A 16,249-nucleotide genomic window follows, 5' to 3' on the forward strand; every position below is an offset into this window, starting at 1 on the left:
CGCCGGGCGGCCGGGCGTACCGCTGATCGTCGCAGGGCTGTGCCAGGCTGTCGGGCGTGGCACACCGATCCCCGATCCTGCTGATCGACGCACCCAGCCTCTACTTCCGGGCCTACTTCGGCATCCCGGAGTCCGCCGCGCGCGCCGAGGACGGCACGCCGGTCAACGCGGTGCGCGGTTTCCTCGACATGCTCGCCACGCTCATCCGCGGCCGGGGCGCCGACCGGATGGTGTGCGCTCTGGACTACGACTGGCGGCCGGCGTGGCGGGTCGAGCTGCTGCCGTCGTACAAGGCGCACCGGGTGGCCCCGCAGGGCGGCGAGGTCGTCCCCGACACGCTCTCCCCGCAGGTGCCGATGATCCTTGAGGTCCTCGACGCGGTAGGCATCACCGCCGTCGGCGCGACCGGTTACGAGGCCGACGACGTGCTCGGCACGCTGTCGGTGACCCAGCCGGGCCCGGTCGAGGTGGTCTCCGGCGACCGGGACCTGTTCCAGCTCATCGACGATTCCCGGGCCGTGCGGCTGCTCTACGTCGGGCGCGGCGTCGCCAAGCTCGACGACTGCGACGACGCGGCGGTGCGCACCCGCTACGGGGTGCCCGCCGACCGGTACGCCGACTTCGCCGCCCTGCGCGGCGACCCCAGCGACGGACTGCCCGGGGTGCCGGGCGTCGGCGAGAAGACCGCCGCGCGACTCATCGAGCGGTACGGCAGCATCGACGGCATCCTGGCCGCGCTGGACGACTCCGACTCGTCGTTCGCGCCGGGCCTGCGCACCAAGCTGGCGGGCGCCCGCGACTACCTGGCCGTCGCGCCGACGGTGGTCCGGGTCGCCCTGGACGTGGCCCTGCCGGAGCTGCCCACCGCGCTGCCGACCGCCCCCGCCGACCCGGAGCGACTTCTCGAGCTGGCCGCCCGGTGGAACCTGGCCGGCTCCGCCCGCCGCCTCGTGGACGCCCTGGCCGCCCGCGCCGACGCCTGACCGGGCGGGCGCCCTCCCCGCAAACGGGGCGCCCCCTGGTGAGGGCGCCGGTGCCTCACGCGCGCAGGTTGGCCGCCAGGTCACCGATCGCGGCCATCGCGTAGCGCTGCAGGCCCGGGCCGAACGTGATGCGGGTGGCGCCGTGTCGGGCCAGCTCGGTCACGGACTCCCGGTTCGGCGCGGCGGCCATGTTGATGGGGCCGGTGATGCCCTCGCGCAGCAGCGGAAGGACCTCGGTCGGGGCCCGCAGCGGGTACACGCAGTCGGCACCCGCCGCGACGTACAGCTTCGCGCGGGCGACGGCGTCGGCCGGGTCACCCGAGCCGAACAGGAACGTGTCGACGCGCGCGTTGATGACGAGCGCGTCGCCTGCCGCCGCCCGCACCTCGGCCAGCCAGTCCGCGTGCCGCTGCGGATCCTTGAGCGTGGCGTGCCCCTCGGAGTCCTCCAGGTTGCAGCCGACGACGCCCGCCTCCAGCAGCCGCTCGACAAGCTCGACGGGGGCGAGCCCGTAGCCGTCCTCCACGTCCGCGGACACCGGGACGGAGACGGCCCGGACGACCCTCGCCACGGCGGCGAACATCTCGGCGGGCGGGGTGGAGCCGTCCTCGTAGCCGAGGGAGGCGGCGATCCCGGCGCTCGGCGTGGCGAGCGCTTCGAAGCCGGCGTCGGCGAAGACCCGGGCGCTGCCCGCGTCCCAGGCGTTCGGCAGCACGAGCGGGTCACCGGCGGGCCGGTCGTGGTGCAGGGCACGGAAGGTGGCGGCTGTCATCGTTCAGGTCTCCCGATGGTGGTGTGAAGGGACGACGGCGAAGGCGGGGTGGCTCCCCACCATGGACCGTACCGTCATCGCCCGGCCCGCCCGTCGTGCCGTACCCGGGGCCAATACGCAACCATCGGTTGCGCGAGACGCCAGGAGCGCGATAACCTGACGCAACCAAAGGTTGCGAAAGGGTGGTACGCATGGAGTACGGAGTCATCGAACGCGACATCGACGTCGACGCCTCGCCGGAGGTGGTCTTCGAGGTGATCAGCCAATCCGAGCACGTGCGGGAGTGGTGGCCCGACGACGCCCGGTTCGAACCGGTCGCGGGTGCGCCGGGCGAGTTGGTGTGGCGCGACGCGCAGACCGGCGAGACGACAACCGTCGACCTCGCCGTCGTGGACGTCGACCCGCCGAAGCGGTTCTCCTTCCGGTGGTGCTTCGCCGAGCCCGGCCGGGACGGCCAGTCGCTGCTGGTCACCTTCGACCTCGTCCCGATCGCGACGGGGACCCGCGTCCGCATGACGGAGACCGGTTTTCGCGAGATGGGTTGGGAGATCGCCCTGCTCGAGAAGCAGTACCAGGACCACGTCAGCGGGTGGAACCACTACATCCCCGCGCTCGGCACGTACGTCGCACGGCTGGTCGCCACGTCATGACCACCGCCGTCGACGACGCCCTCTGGTCGGCGATCGGCGACCCGATCCGGCGCAGCATGATCGACCTGCTGCTCGCCGGCGGGCCCGGCACCCCCACGTCGCTGAGCGAGCGACTGCCCGTCACCCGCCAGGCCGTCTCGAAGCACCTGGCGGTCCTGGACCGGGTCGGCCTGATCCACTCCGCGCCGGCCGGCCGTGAACGTCACTACCAGGTCGACGAGGCGCAGCTCGCGCGCGCGGTCGCCCAACTGACCGCCGTCGGCGCCACCTGGGATGCCCGACTCCGCCGGATCAAGCGGATCGCCGAGACGATCGAACGTCACCGCACCGACAACCAGGGAGACTGAGATGGTCGACATCCTGCACCGGGTCGGCGTCGTCGCCCCGCTCGACGACGTCTATCGCGCGGTGGCCACCCCGGAGGGCCTCGCCGCCTGGTGGACGACCGACACGGTGGGCACGAGCGAGGTCGGCGGGCAGTTGGCCTTCCGGTTCGGCGACGCCGGGGGCTTCGACATGGAGGTCCTGGAGCGGGACCCCACCGGCCACGTCCGCTGGCGGGTCACCGACGGCCCCCAGGAATGGGTCGGCACCGAGATCGACTGGCGCCTCGACAGGCGGGGCGACTACACGATCGTCCTGTTCAGCCACGAAGGGTGGCGCGAGCCGGGCGAGTTCATGCACCACTGCGGCACCAAGTGGGCGACGTTCCTGATGAGCCTCAAGGAGCTGGTGGAGACCGGGCGCGGCAGGCCGGCGCCGGACGACGTCCGGATCAGCGACTGGCACTGAGCCCGCGCGTCACTTCACCTTCCGGGTGGACCGCACCACGATGTCCTCGTACTCCGGGTGCTTGACCAGCCACTCGGCGAGGAACGGGCAGATCGGCACCACGGTGCGACCCCTGGCCCGCGCGTCGTCCATGACGGCACGGGCCAGGGTCGAGCCGACGCCCCGGCCCTCGTACGCCGGATCGACCTCGGTGTGGGTGTAGGCGATGATGGCGCCGGTCAGCTGGTAGGTGACGACCCCGGCGACCGCGCCCGTCTCGTCGCGCGCCTCGAAGCGCTCCCGCGTCGGCGCGTCTGTCACGGTGAACTGCACCGGACCATCCAAGCACAGCGCCCGTGGCGGCCTCACCGGGTCGCCGCCACGATGCGCGGGCGGGCCCGCCCCCACCGGGAGCGGGCCCGCCCGGGAACGTCAGACGCGCCGGCGGCCGTACACGGCGGCGGTGACGGCCACGCCGATCGCCGCGAACACCACCTGCAGGAGCAGTTCGATCCAGTCGATGCCGGCGGTGTCGTCGACGCCGAGCCCACCGGCCACGAGGGTGCCGAGGATCGCGGCGAGCACGCCGATCGCCAGGGTGAGCACGATCGAGATGTTCTGCTTGCCGGGCACCACGAGCCGACCGAGGGCGCCGATGACCAGGCCGATGATGATCGCTGTGAAGAAGCCCTGGATTTCCACGGGGGCCGTCCCTTCCGAAAATGTTGTCGTCAGCGACGCTCTTCTGCCCCGTATCGGGCACCGCCGAAACCACCGTCCGGGTGGGGACGTGCGCTGGTCCCGGCCGCAGCCGACCGGGACCAGCGGTGTGCCGGCCGTCAGGAGGCGGCGATGCCCTCCATGCCGATGCCGTCGGTGAACTTCGGCAGGCCCTCGACTGTGGTGACGAGGCGCAGCGAGCCGTCGTCGTTCACCTCGTAGCCCTGCACGTTGCCGGCGGCGGCGTTCTGGACGTACAGGAAGCCGTCGCTGGTGGTCATGTCGATCGACCCCCCGCCGGTGTCGGCGGCGACGGCGTGCACGAGTTCCAGCGTGCCGTCGTCGTCGACCCGGTAGGCGCTGATGGTGGAGCTGCCAGCGTTGGCGACGTAGAAGTAGTCGCCGACCCGCTGGATCCAGCAGGGCGCCTGCTGACCGTTCGGCACCGACGGCCCGACCTGGTCGAGGGCACCGTCCTCGTCGAGGTCGAACCGGCCGACCTCGTTGCTGCCGGACTCGGTGACCAGCACCGAGTCCTCCGTGTCGAACGTGAAGCCGAACGGCACGGAACCGGCGTCGCTGATGACCGGGTGGCGGGCCAGTTCGCCGTCGCGACCGATCTCGAAGCTGAACATGACGTTGGCGGCCTTGGTCGACACCAGCACGAACTCACCGTCCGGGTCGATCTCGACCTGCGCGGGGGCGGTCATGAACGCGGGCGGGTTGCCGTTCTGCAGGCCGAGCGACCGGTTGGCGCCGTGGATCGGCGACAGGCGGCCCTTGTGCAGCTCGAAACCCTGGACCGAGCCCTCGCCGCCGGCGTTGAGCACGTAGACGAGGTCACCGCGGACCGTGACGCTGACCGGGAGCAGACCCCCGGACCAGATCACCTGCTCCTTGTGCAGCCGGGTGCCGTCGACGCGGAAGACGGTCAGGGTGTTGCTGCCGGCGTTCACGGCGAACAGCAGCCCCCGGTGGTAGGTCAACGACCCCTGCGACGCCAGCGCGTCGACCGGGGCGCCGATCGTGAAGCCGCCCAGCCCGCCGGTCTCGTACTCACCCGCCTTGCTGAGGCGGCCGTCCTCGTCGCGGTCGTACACCTTGATGGTGTTGCCCTCGGCCTTGTTGGTCTGGACGAAGACCGCGCCCTCGCCGTCGTGGTGGTGTCCACCTCCCCCGCGGTCGTCGTGGTTGCCGGACGGGCCGCCGCCGTCGGCCCAGGCAGGTCCGGGAAGCGTTCCGACGCTGGTCAGACCCGCCAGGAGGGCCGCCGCTAGCGCTACGCTGCGCTTCATTACTGACTCCTTAGCCGCATCGTGGGACGAAATACGAGGTTTCCTCTCATTGGCACGCTATCGGAGGATGACGGCGGTTAGGCGGGCTTTACCCGTAAGTGGCATCGCCGGGCGCAACGGTGGATTCGTGGTAGGGAGGCACGTGCGGTCCCCGAACGCACCCGTGCGCCCTCCCGGCCTCGCTGACCAGGCGTTGCCGGTGCGGTAACGGGAAATCGCCAGGTCGCCAGCAGCTCGGGGAGGAGACGGCCATGACGAACCCAGCGCCGCACGGGTCGGACCCCGCCCGTCAGCCGGATCGGCAGTCCCTCACGCCGGGCGACGGCGTCGCCGTCGTGGAACTGTTCAGCTCCCAGGGCTGCAACAGCTGCCCTCCCGCGGAGGAACTGCTGACCGAGATCGACCACGACTCCCGGACGCGAGGCGAGCCCGTCTTCGCCCTCGGCTTCCACGTCGACTACTGGGACGATCTGGGCTGGCCCGACCAGTTCGCGGACGCGGCCCACACGGCGCGGCAGGAGGCGTACGCCCGCGGCTTCGGCTCGGGGCGTCTCTACACCCCGCAGATGATCGTCAACGGCACCGTGGAGTTCGTCGGCTCCGACCGTGGCCGGGCGGCGAGGGCCGTCGCGTCCGCCCTGATGTCGCCCGCCGCCGCGCCCCTGACCCTGTCCGTCGCGGAGGTCGCCGACGGCGGACGGCGGATGGTGGTGGGCTACCGGAGTGAGCGGCTGTCGCAGCACGCGGTGGTGAACGTGGCGCTCGTGCAACGCGGCCTGCTCAGCCAGATCGCCCGCGGCGAGAACGCCGGCCGGACGCTGCGGCAGGACAACGTGGTACGCGCCTTCGCCTCGGTGCCCCTGGACGCCGAGCAGGGGCAGGTGGAACTGACCACGCCGCCGGATCTCGACCCCGACCGGTCCAAGGTGATCGGCTACGTCCAGCGCGAGAGCGACCGGGCGGTCGTCGGCGCCACCGCCGTCGACCTGTCCGCCGGCTGACGCCGCCGGTGGGGCGGCCCGCCCGCGAGGTGTCGGTCCCGGTGCGTAATCTCGGCGCATGCGGATGGCACGCGCGGTGCGAGGTCCCGGTGGCTGACGCCGACGACGTACGCCGCCTGGCCCTGGCCCTGCCCCACACGGTCGAGATCCAGAGCGAGGGTTTCGACTTCCGGGTGGCCGACAAGGGTTTCGTCTGGTCCTATCCCGAGCGCAGGCCGGGCAAGCCGCGGGTGATCCGGCGCGACATCGCGGTGCTGTTCGTCGGGGACGAGGCCGAGAAGCAGGCTCTCCTGCTCGGCGAACCCGAGGTCTTCTTCACCACGTCCGGTTACGACGGCCTGCCGCTGGTGATGCTGCGTCTGGCGGCTGTCGACGTCGAGCGCCTCAGTGAACTCGTGACAGACGCGTGGCGGATGCGCGCGCCGACCGCGCTGCACGCCGACCTGGACGGGATCGGCGTGGCGGAGAGCTGACGCCGCGCCGGCGCGGCGGGCGATCAGTTCGCGACATCAGCACGCAACCGGACTGACACATTGACGGGGATCTCGGGGGTCGATTACCGTGCCGCCTGAGAGAGCGCTCTCTCGATCGACGTTTTCCACAATTCAGACGCTACGCGCCCGGGCCGGCACGGTCCGTACCGGGACGCGCGATGGAGGCACCATGAAACCTCCCGTCCCCCACCGCCGCTGGGCCCTGGCAGCCGCCGCAGTCCTGGCCCTGGTCGTCGGTGGCCTCACGATCCCCGTCACCCGCGCCGCCGAGGCCGCACCCGTGGGCGCCGGCAGCTACACCACCACCCCGGTCGGCGCGCTCCCCACCGGCTGCGGCGCGATGTCCACCAACCCCCGGCAGTTCGCCACCGCCAACGCGCCCGCCGGTGCCGTACCCACCAACGACTGGTGGTCGTCGCTGCTGTTCAAGCGCACCGACTGCGCCTTCAGCGAGCCCCTGCACGCCCACCCGACCTCCTACGACACGTTCACCGACGGCCTGGGCTTCTCCGCCAACTCCACACCCGCCATCAGCGGCACGGCCAACGGCGTCGGTGAGTACCACTACCCGTACGTGCAGGACATCCGCGTCGGCGTCGCCGGGCTCGCCGCGCCCCAGGTCAAGGTGGACGGCTGGACCGACTGGACGGTCAGCCCGTACTGGAGCGACGGAAGCCGCACCCTGCGCGCCACCATCGGCCACGGCCTGCCGTTCGCGTACTTCCAGGCCAGCGGCGGCGACGCGGTGATCGGCACGTCCGGCACCGCCGACGTCTGGTCCAACGGCGGCGCCACCATCGGCTTCCGGGTCAACGGCCACGACTACGTGGCGTACGCCCCCAGCGGCGCGACCTGGACCGTCAGCGGTGGCCGCATCTCCTCCACGCTGGCCGGTCGGGGCTACTTCTCGGTGGCCCTGCTGCCTCCGACGGCCAGCGCCACCGAACGCGCCGACCTGGCCACCACCTACGGCCGTTACGCGCACGCCCACGTCACCGGCACCCGGGTCTCGTACGCCTACGACCCGGCGACCAACGGCCTGAGCACGACGTACGCGTTCACCACCACCGCACGGGAGGGGACCGCCACGCAGACGGTGGTCAGCCTCTACCCGCACCAGTGGAAGTCGCTTGCCGGCTCGACGCCGATCACGCCGACCTACCCGTCGGCGCGCGGCCGGATGAAGGTCCTCACCGGGGTCAACCAGTTCCGGACCGCCATGGCGTTCCAGGGTGTCCTGCCCGAACTGCCGGCCGTCGGCGACGGCAGCGGCGCGGACCTGGCCACGCTCACCGGCCACCTGGCCGCCGCGCGGAGCAACCCCATGGACCAGCGGGGCAACGACACGTACTGGACCGGCAAGGGCCTCGGCCGGGCCGCCCGGCTCGCCGAGATCGCCGACCTGGTCAACGACACGGCCACCCGCGACAGCGCCCTGAACGCGATCCGCAGCACCCTCACCGACTGGTTCACCGCGTCCAGCGGCAAGACCCAGAAGCTCTTCTACTACGACGCCAACTGGGGCACCCTGATCGGCTACCCGGCGTCGTACGGCTCCGACCAGGAACTCAACGACCACCACTTCCACTACGGCTACTTCATCGCCGCGGCCGCGACACTTGCCAAGTTCGACCCGTCCTGGGCCGCCACCAGCCGCTACGGCGGCATGGTGGACCTGCTGATCCGCGACGCCAACAACTACCGCCGCGACGACACCCGCTTTCCCTACCTGCGCGACTTCGACATCTACGCCGGCCACGACTGGGCGTCCGGGCACGGCTCGTTCGGCTCCGGCAACAACCAGGAGTCGTCCTCGGAGGGGATGAACTTCGCCAACGCCCTCATCCAGTGGGGGCAGGTCACCGGCGACACCACAGTGCGCGACGCCGGCATCTTCCTCTACACGACACAGGCAGCGGCCATCCAGGAGTACTGGTTCGACGTCAGCGACCAGAACTTCCCCGCCGCCTTCGGGCACTCCACCGTCGGCATGGTCTGGGGCGACGGCGGCGCGTACGCCACCTGGTTCAGCGCCGATCCGGAGATGATCCAGGGCATCAACCTGCTGCCGGTCACCGGCGGGCACCTCTACCTCGGCAACAACCCGGCGTACGTGCGCACCAACTACGCCGAGTTGGTCCGCAACAACGGCGGACCGCCGACGGTGTGGCAGGACATCCTCTGGCAGTTCCAGGCCCTCGGCGACCCCGACGCGGCCCTGGCGAACCTGCGCGCCAACCCGGGCTACACCCCCGAGGAGGGCGAGAGCCGGGCGCACACCTTCCACTGGATCCGTAACCTCGCGGCGCTGGGCACCGTCGACACGTCGGTCACCGCCAACCACCCGCTGAGCGCTGTCTTCTCCCGCAACGGGACGCGCACCTACGTGGCATCGAACCCGTCGGCGAACCCGATCACCGTCACGTTCTCCACCGGCACCCGGCTCACCGTGGCGGCCGGAAAGACGGCCACCACCGGGGCGTACACCTGGAGCGGGGGCAACGCCTCCGGCGGCGTGCCGCCGAGCACGAACCCGCCGACCACCGCGCCGCCGACCACGGCACCGCCGACCACGGCGCCGCCGACGACCGCGCCGCCGACCACGCCGCCGCCGAGTTCGGGCTCGCCCACGCGGTACCTGTTGGCCGGTGGCGGGCTGGGCGCCGCCGGCAGCGCGGGCACGACAACTGTCGCGGCCGCCAACGGAAACCACGACGGTACGCCGACCAACCCGCAGGTCTTCACGGCGACCGGGCTCAACCTCGCCTACTCCGGGGCGCAGACCGCGTTCGACCTGTTCCTGGACGCCGGCACCGCCGTCGGCAACGGGGTGCAGGTGCGCGTCTCCTACGACCTGACCGGAAACGGCAGCTGGGACCGGACGGAGACCTGGCGCTACTTCGCCACCGACCCGGTTCCCGGCTACGAGCACTACACCCAGAACGCCGGCCTGGCCTCGGCCACCGGCACGTTGGGCACGTTGAGCAACGGCACCGTGCGGGTGGAGGTCTGGTCCGCCATCGGCAACAACCCCACCACGCTGGGCCTCGGCAACCAGTCGGTGCTACGCCTGCCGTACTCCTGATCCGTACACCCGCGCTCGCCGTCGGCCGCACCCCGGCCGGCGGCGAGCCCTCGCCGCGACTGGCGACCGGGTGCGAGGCTGGCGGCATGTCGTCCGTACGCGAACCGCAGCCCTGCCCGCCGCGGACCGGGACCGCGCGGTGGCGGCTGCGGTTGGTCGGGTGGCTCGGCCCGGCGGGCTCGGCCGTGGCCCTGAACCAGCTGGCCACCGTCCTCCCGCCGGTGGCCGTCGGCGCGGTGATCCTGGTGGTGGCGGTGGTGTACGGCCACAATCGACTCGACGAACGGGCCCCGCTGGCCGAGGCGCTGCCCCGGATCCTGCTCTACGTCGCGGTCGCCGGTGTCGCGCTGGCCGTGACGACGCCGTCGTCGTGGGCCGGGCCGCTCACCCTGGTGGCGGTCGTGGCGATCGCCTGCGCCGCGTTGGTCGCCCGGGACCGGGCGACAGCCCTGACCTCGCTGGCCGGAATCAGCGTCTGCACCGCGGGTCTGTTCGTCGTCACCGACGCCGTCCACGTCGAGCGGGCCGGCGCCCGGTTCGTCGGGGTGACCCTGGGCAGCTTCGCCGTGGCGTTGGGCCTCCTCGTCCTCTATGACCGCCGGCACCTCTTCGGCGCGGGCAGCACCGGCCTCGCGCTGCTGCGCGAGGCCCGTGTGTCGTGGTCCCGGGCCGGCGCGCTGGGTGTGCTGAGCGTTCCCGCCAGCGTGGGTCTGGCTCGCGAGGGATCCCTGGTGACCGCCGCCCTGGTCGCGGTGGCCGGTCTGTGCTGGCTGGGCGTGACGCTCGTCTTCGTGTTCGCCGAGCAGCGGGACGCCCTGGCCGGTGCGCTGCTGGCTCTCAGCGGGGCGGCGGTCACCGTGCTGGGCCTGCTGGCGTTCCACGCCCGGGAGTATCCGGTCGGGATGATCGCCGCCACGGCGGGTGTGGCAATGGTGGGCGGCGGAATGTCGTTGCTCGAATCGACTGGCGTGCTGGGGCGCCTGGGCGGTTGGCTGGCCCACCTGACCAAGCCGGTGGCTCAACGCGCCGACGGCTGAGCGCCCTGCCCGAGTTCGCCTTTCGCCGCGGCGTCACCTCCCTCCGTGCGGAATCGTTGCCGGGAATGAGGATTTGCACAATCCGGCAATCCCGTCGACCATCGTGGAGGGCTGAGTCGCGATCGGGCTCGCGCCCGGGGATGGAAGCTGGCAAACACCGGAGTGCAAGGTGCAGCCGGCCAGCTCCACAATGGTTCCGCGAGGAACGATTAGCACGCTATCAAATAGATGCCTACCAATCTTGACTTGCGCATCGAGCCGGCGCACCGTGAAGAGCGCGCGGCAGACGCGCACCATTGTCGGCCCCCCATCGGCGGCGTGCGGAATGCGAGCGTCGTTGGTTTCGCGCGGCGCGTCAGGAGGCGTTCGATGCAGTTGAATCCGTTTTCCGGTGTCTATCTCACCGATCCCGCAAGCGCCTGGCGACGCATTCTCGACGATCCCGACCGGGTGCCCTACGCCGAGGATCTGGGCCTGTGGCTGATCAGCCGGCACGCGGACGTCCGACAAGGCCTCGCCGACGCCGCGACGTTCGGCAACGCCCTCACCCTCGCCCCGATCTACGAGGTCTGCCCGGAGGCGATGAGCGTCATCATGCGGATCGACGCGCCACCCACGACGGCCGCCGCCGACCCGCCGACGCACCCCCGCACCCGCCGCGCCCTGCGGGCCACCTTCGCCAACACCGCGGACCGGGCCGAGGCCGAGTACGGCGCGATCGTCCGTCGCCGCGTCGACGACCTGGTGGCCCGACTCGTGGTCCGGGCCGGCCGGCGGGCGGATCTCGTCGGTGAGTTCACCACCGAGCTTCCGCTGCTGGTCATCCTGGACATCCTCGGGGTGCCCGACGCCGACGTCGACCAGATCCGGCGGTGGGCGGACGGTCAGCTCGCCCTGATCTGGGGGCAGCCGGACCCGGACGAGCAGGTACGTCTGGCCCGGGGGCTGCTGGAGTTCTGGCACTACTGCCAGGATCTGGTACGGCGGCGACTCGACAGTGGACCCGAGGGCGCCGACTTCATCAGCCGGGCGCTGGCCTACCGCGACGACGACGACACGGTGCTGACGGTGACCGAGGTGGCGAGCCTCGCCTTCAACCTGCTGGTCGCCGGGCACGAGACGACCGCCGGCCTGCTCGCCCACGCGCTCGACGGGGCCCTGTCCGACCGGCGGCGATGGCAGGCGCTGGTCGCCGACCCACGATCCGTGCCCGACTTCGTGACCGAGACCCTCCGGTTCGCGCCCGCCATCGACGGTTGGCTGCGGGTGACCCGCCGCGACGTCACCCTGGGCGGGGTCACCATTCCGGCGGGCGCGCGGTGCCTGCTGATGATCGGGGCGGCGAACCGGGACCCGGCGGTCTTCGCCCACCCGGACCGGTTCGACCCACGTCGCCTCGACGCCGCCGACCACCTGTCGTTCGGCCACGGCCCGCATTTCTGCATCGGCGCCGCATTGGCGCGACTGGAGGCCGGTGTGGCTCTCACCCGACTCGCGGCCGCCATTCCCGGCCTCCGACTGGCACCCGAGCACCGCCGCTCATTCAAGCCCAATGTGTCTTTTCGCGCGCACCACGCACTGGTCGCGACAATCGATATTCTCGCGCCCGCCGACCGCCCGACGGCAGCTCCGGCCGCCACCACCGAGGCACACGCCGCCTGACGACGATGAGACCGGCGGCGCTGACCTGCGGGCCCGCCTGACGCGGCCGGGTCCGACCGGCAGGACACTCCTCGGCGGTCGGGCGCGTGGGCTCGTACGGTATGCGCGGCGATCCATCTCGGCGCACGTCTTCACACCCATCGTGTCCAGGGTTAAGAATTGCCCCCTATGAATGTTCAGCCCATCGGCCAATCTCGATCTGACACCTGCTGCTGATTCGCGGGTGCCACGAAGGTGAGCGCATGGAGCACACGCCCCCGCCGAGCGCCGCTCACTCCGCGGCCAGCCAACAGTTCCGCTGGGAGCTGCGCAGCTGCCGGGTCCGACGGGGACTGACCCAGCGGGCCCTGGCGGACCTGGTGCGGTTCAGCCGGGAGACGGTGGCCGCGGTGGAGTCGGGCCGCCGCTTCGGCAGCCACGAGTTCGCGGTGCGCTGCGACGACGTGCTCGACACCGGCGGCCTGCTGGCCTCCCTGTGGCCGCAGGTCGCGGCCGAGCAGTTGGCGGCCGACGGCCGGCGGGGCCCACGGACCCCCGAGCAGGCGCGACTCGATCCGCCCGTACCGCGCCAGCGGAGTCGGCGCGACGCGCGCGACCCGGGCGCCGTGGTGGACGCCATCGACGAGCTGCGTGAGCTGATCGGCCAGGTGCTCAGCAGCCAACCGGAAGCGGACGACCCCGGGCCGCGCCGCGCGCCCGAGCACCTCGACGACCAGCGCTGAGCGCGGGCACCGGCTAACGACAGCTGCGCGCCACCGGCCGCTGACTCTGGGTACAGATGCTGGTACGGCCAGTTTGTACCACCGCCAGGTCTGGCCTCCGAGCGCGGGTTCCGGCGGAATGGGACTTGCATTCGGCAAGGTGCGTATAGACCGTCATCGACGAGTCGTGGGAGTCAATCTTGGCGTCGAGCACGAGGTCCCACGCGGCCCGACCCTACCCGAGGAGTCGACGCGCCTGGAAGATCGCCGGTCGGATGCGCCTCATCGTGGCGGCACCACTGGTGGCCGTGATCGGGTTCGCCGGCCTCGCGCTGACCGAGAGCGCGCGCCAGACGACCCGCGCCAGCGACCTCGAGGTCGTGGCACGCCTCGGCGCCGAGGCCGGCGACCTGGCGTACCGGCTGCAACGCGAACGGGCCGCCGCCGCCGACCTGCTCACCCACCCCGACGCAGAGCAGCAGGACGCCTTCGGCGTGGAGCTGGGCGCCACCGACGCCGCCGTCGAGCGGTACCGCCGACAACGCGACAAGGTGCCCACCGACGCCGACGCGGCACTCCTGCGCCGCATCGACGCGGCGTTGGACGGTCTGGCTCCGCTGCGCACCCAGGTCCGCACGGCCGAGCACGCCTCGGTGTCCGCGATGACCTTCAGCTACCGCATCGCCATCGCCGACCTGATCACCTTCCGGGAGAACGTCTCGCACGGCGTCGTCAACGCCCGGCTCGCCGACGGGATCCGAGCCTCGGCCGCCCTGTCGAAGACCGCCGAGGCGATCGGCCAACAACAGGTCGCCGTGCTCCGCGCCGTCGCGGCCGGCGAGCTGACCCCCGCCACCCAGCAGGACATCACCGCCGCCCGCACCAGCTACACCGAGTCCAGCCTGTCGTTCCTGGCCCTCGCCCCGACCGAGTGGAGCATCTGGTGGGAGCAGGCCGGCACCGGAAAGGAGGCGCTCGCCCTGCAACGGATGCAGGACGAGGTGTCCCGCGCCCAGCCGGGCACGCCACTGCGCCTGAAGACCGCCGACTGGGTGACCACGACACAGCAGCGCGCCGCCCGCCTCGCCGACCTGCGGGGGCGCGTCGACGTCGCGGTGCTCGACGACGTCCGGGCCGCCCACGCCGACCAGCGTCGCAGGGCCGTGGCCGAGGCGATCGGCGTCCTGCTGGCGCTGCTGCTGACCGCGCTCGTGACCTGGGCCGTCGCCCGGCAGATCACCCGCCGGCTGCGACGGCTGCGCGACGCGGCCAACGCCCTCGCGTTCGAACAGCTCCCCGCCGTGGTGGCCCGGCTGCAGCGCCCCGACAGCGCGAGCGTCGACCCCGACGAGCTGGCCCGTCAACAGTCCACCGCGGCCCTGGAACCCTCCAGCGACGACGAGATCGGCGAGCTGGGTCAGGCGTTCACCGCCGTGCACCAGGCAGCCGTGCGGACCGCCGCCGAACAGGCCGTGATGCGCGCCAACACCGCCGACATCTTCATCCACCTGAGCCGACGCGAACAGCGGCTTGTCGACGCCGTCCTGGCCCAGGTCGACCGGGTCGAACGGGACGAGACCGACCCCGACCGCCTGGACCAGCTCTACACCCTGGACAACCTGGCGACCCGGATGGGCCGCATCAACGCCAGCCTGCTCGTGCTCGGCGGCGTCGGCGTGGGCCGGGTACGTCGACACGACGTCCCGCTGCAACAGGTGCTCCAGGCGGCGCTGTCCCAGATCGAGCACTACGCGCGCATCCGGCTCGGCATGATCGACGGCGACGTCGCCGTGGCCGCCAAGTCCGTCGACGAGGTCGTGCACCTGCTCGCCGAACTCATGGACAACGCGACCGCGTACTCGCCGCCGGGCAGCGAGACCTGGGTGAGCGGCCGCAGCCTCGGCGACCGGGTCATCATCCAGATCAGCGACGAGGGCGTGGGTCTGCCCCCACAACGGTTGCAGCAGCTCAACGAGCTGCTGGCCCGGCCGCCCGCCATCGACGTCGCCGCCGTACGGGCCATGGGGCTCGTCGTCGTGGGCCAACTCGCCGCCCGCCTCGGCGCCAGCGTCCAACTGCGTCGCGGCCCCCGCCGCGGCACCCTCGCCGAGGCGACACTGCCCGCGGCGATGATCCGGTCGTTGCCGCCGGAGGAGTACCTGCTCGCGCCCGGCCGGCTGTCGCGGCGGGCCGCCCGCACATCCGCACCCCCGCCGTACCGGCCGCGGCCCGAGCCCACCGCCGGGCACGCCCCCGCCGCGCGGACCCTCCCGGCGGCGCCCGTGTTCCGCCCGACGCCCAGCGTGGACCCCGGCGACGCGCCGACCGAGGAGCTGCTCATCTTCGAACAGGTCAACCACTGGTTCCACGCCGATGTCGTCGACTCCTCCGACGGCCGGCAGTGGTCCAGCCCCGCCGACGACGCCTGGCGTACCGCCGCGCAGGCGCACACCCCCGACGTGGCCACGACCACCAACTCCGGCCTGCCCAAACGGCAGCCGCAACGACACCTGGTGCCCGGCGGCGTCACCGTGGCGCCGCAACAACAACGCTCCGAATACCGGGACCCGGCCCAGGTCGCCAGCGCGATGGCCGCGTACGCGCGCGGAGTGGCGGCCCGCCGACGCACCCCGATCAACAGCGGCAATTCATGACCGACAGGGAGAGCACGTGACCGACCACCAGGACCTCGGCTGGCTGCTGGACAGCTTCGCCGAGCGCGCGACCGAGGTCAGCCATGCGATAGCCATCTCCAGTGACGGCCTGATGGTGGCCGCCACCCGCGACCTGCCGCCGGACCGGGCCGACCAGCTCGCCGCGACGGGCAGCGGCCTGGTCAGCCTGCTGCGCGGCGCGGCTGCCTTCTTCGACGCGGGGGCGGTGATCTCCAACGTCACCCAGCTCGAAGGCGGATTCATGTTCTCGATGGCCTTCAACGACGGGGCGTCGCTGCTGGTGCTCGCCGCGCCCGAGTGCGACGTGGGCAAGGTCTCCTACGAGATGACGGAGCTGGCCAACCGGATCGGCGACGCGCTGACCCCCGCGGCCCGTGCGGCGCTCGCCCGCAGCCGCTGACCC

At 72.1% G+C, this 16,249-nt stretch carries 16 protein-coding genes; 12 read left to right on the plus strand and 4 right to left on the minus strand.

The genetic code is table 11. From position 1 onward, the window contains the following. The first annotated feature begins 56 nt into the window (after positions 1-56). Positions 57-983 carry a 5'-3' exonuclease gene (locus B0E54_RS04040; RefSeq protein ID WP_234581886.1) on the plus strand — a complete coding sequence of 309 codons (927 nt, stop codon included), beginning with the start codon at positions 57-59 and terminating at the stop codon, positions 981-983. A gap of 55 nt (positions 984-1,038) precedes the next feature. Here the strand turns inward: B0E54_RS04040 and B0E54_RS04045 are convergent, their stop codons facing one another. Continuing rightward, the gene (locus B0E54_RS04045) at positions 1,039-1,755 is read right to left on the minus strand and encodes an isocitrate lyase/phosphoenolpyruvate mutase family protein (protein ID WP_234581887.1); all 717 of its coding nucleotides are present in this window, start codon (positions 1,753-1,755) and stop codon (positions 1,039-1,041) included. Positions 1,756-1,946: 191 nt separating this feature from the next. On the opposite strand from B0E54_RS04045, the gene B0E54_RS04050 reads away from it, so the two are divergent. The 3 genes from B0E54_RS04050 to B0E54_RS04060 are packed head-to-tail and all read left to right on the plus strand — an operon-like array spanning position 1,947 to position 3,197. Continuing rightward, positions 1,947-2,405, plus strand: a complete 459-nt coding sequence (locus B0E54_RS04050; protein ID WP_234581888.1) for an SRPBCC domain-containing protein — start codon at positions 1,947-1,949, stop codon at positions 2,403-2,405. Continuing rightward, positions 2,402-2,752 carry a metalloregulator ArsR/SmtB family transcription factor gene (locus B0E54_RS04055; RefSeq protein WP_234581889.1) on the plus strand — a complete coding sequence of 117 codons (351 nt, stop codon included), beginning with the start codon at positions 2,402-2,404 and terminating at the stop codon, positions 2,750-2,752. The genes B0E54_RS04050 and B0E54_RS04055 overlap by 4 nt, the downstream gene beginning before the upstream one ends. Position 2,753: 1 nt before the next feature. Then, positions 2,754-3,197: an SRPBCC domain-containing protein gene (locus tag B0E54_RS04060; protein WP_234581890.1), complete on the plus strand. Its 444-nt coding sequence runs from the start codon at positions 2,754-2,756 to the stop codon at positions 3,195-3,197. A gap of 9 nt (positions 3,198-3,206) precedes the next feature. On the opposite strand, the gene B0E54_RS04065 is transcribed toward B0E54_RS04060, so the two are convergent. The 3 genes from B0E54_RS04065 to B0E54_RS04075 form a co-directional block, all read right to left on the minus strand. After that, complete coding sequence (locus B0E54_RS04065; protein ID WP_234581891.1) at positions 3,207-3,509, minus strand: GNAT family N-acetyltransferase; 303 nt, start codon at positions 3,507-3,509, stop codon at positions 3,207-3,209. A gap of 99 nt (positions 3,510-3,608) precedes the next feature. Continuing rightward, positions 3,609-3,878, minus strand: a complete 270-nt coding sequence (locus B0E54_RS04070; protein WP_234581892.1) for a GlsB/YeaQ/YmgE family stress response membrane protein — start codon at positions 3,876-3,878, stop codon at positions 3,609-3,611. Positions 3,879-4,015: 137 nt separating this feature from the next. After that, positions 4,016-5,191 (minus strand): beta-propeller fold lactonase family protein, encoded by a 1,176-nt coding sequence (locus tag B0E54_RS04075; RefSeq protein WP_234581893.1) that lies wholly within the window; start codon positions 5,189-5,191, stop codon positions 4,016-4,018. A 251-nt stretch (positions 5,192-5,442) separates the two neighbouring features. Between B0E54_RS04075 and B0E54_RS04080 the strand changes: the two genes are divergently transcribed. From B0E54_RS04080 to B0E54_RS04115, 8 genes are all read left to right on the plus strand, one after another. Beyond that, a complete protein-coding gene (locus tag B0E54_RS04080) occupies positions 5,443-6,192 on the plus strand; it encodes a thioredoxin family protein (protein WP_234581894.1) in 750 nt (249 codons plus the stop codon). Positions 6,193-6,281: 89 nt separating this feature from the next. Next, positions 6,282-6,665, plus strand: coding sequence for an MmcQ/YjbR family DNA-binding protein (locus B0E54_RS04085; protein ID WP_234581895.1), 384 nt, complete (start codon positions 6,282-6,284; stop codon positions 6,663-6,665). A gap of 190 nt (positions 6,666-6,855) precedes the next feature. Beyond that, the gene (locus B0E54_RS04090; protein WP_234581896.1) at positions 6,856-9,771 is read left to right on the plus strand and encodes a glycosyl hydrolase; all 2,916 of its coding nucleotides are present in this window, start codon (positions 6,856-6,858) and stop codon (positions 9,769-9,771) included. Positions 9,772-9,857: 86 nt separating this feature from the next. Continuing rightward, positions 9,858-10,808, plus strand: coding sequence for a hypothetical protein (locus B0E54_RS04095; protein WP_234581897.1), 951 nt, complete (start codon positions 9,858-9,860; stop codon positions 10,806-10,808). A gap of 369 nt (positions 10,809-11,177) precedes the next feature. Continuing rightward, positions 11,178-12,470, plus strand: coding sequence for a cytochrome P450 (locus B0E54_RS04100; RefSeq protein WP_234581898.1), 1,293 nt, complete (start codon positions 11,178-11,180; stop codon positions 12,468-12,470). 242 nt (positions 12,471-12,712) lie between these two features. Then, positions 12,713-13,192 (plus strand): helix-turn-helix transcriptional regulator, encoded by a 480-nt coding sequence (locus B0E54_RS04105; RefSeq protein ID WP_234581899.1) that lies wholly within the window; start codon positions 12,713-12,715, stop codon positions 13,190-13,192. A 254-nt stretch (positions 13,193-13,446) separates the two neighbouring features. After that, the gene (locus B0E54_RS04110; protein WP_234581900.1) at positions 13,447-15,825 is read left to right on the plus strand and encodes a nitrate- and nitrite sensing domain-containing protein; all 2,379 of its coding nucleotides are present in this window, start codon (positions 13,447-13,449) and stop codon (positions 15,823-15,825) included. Positions 15,826-15,841: 16 nt separating this feature from the next. Beyond that, positions 15,842-16,246, plus strand: coding sequence for a roadblock/LC7 domain-containing protein (locus B0E54_RS04115; RefSeq protein ID WP_007460021.1), 405 nt, complete (start codon positions 15,842-15,844; stop codon positions 16,244-16,246). The last annotated feature ends 3 nt before the right edge of the window (positions 16,247-16,249 follow it).

The sequence above is a fragment of the Micromonospora sp. MH99 genome (assembly GCF_021442385.1).
Classification (GTDB): Bacteria; Actinomycetota; Actinomycetes; order Mycobacteriales; family Micromonosporaceae; genus Micromonospora.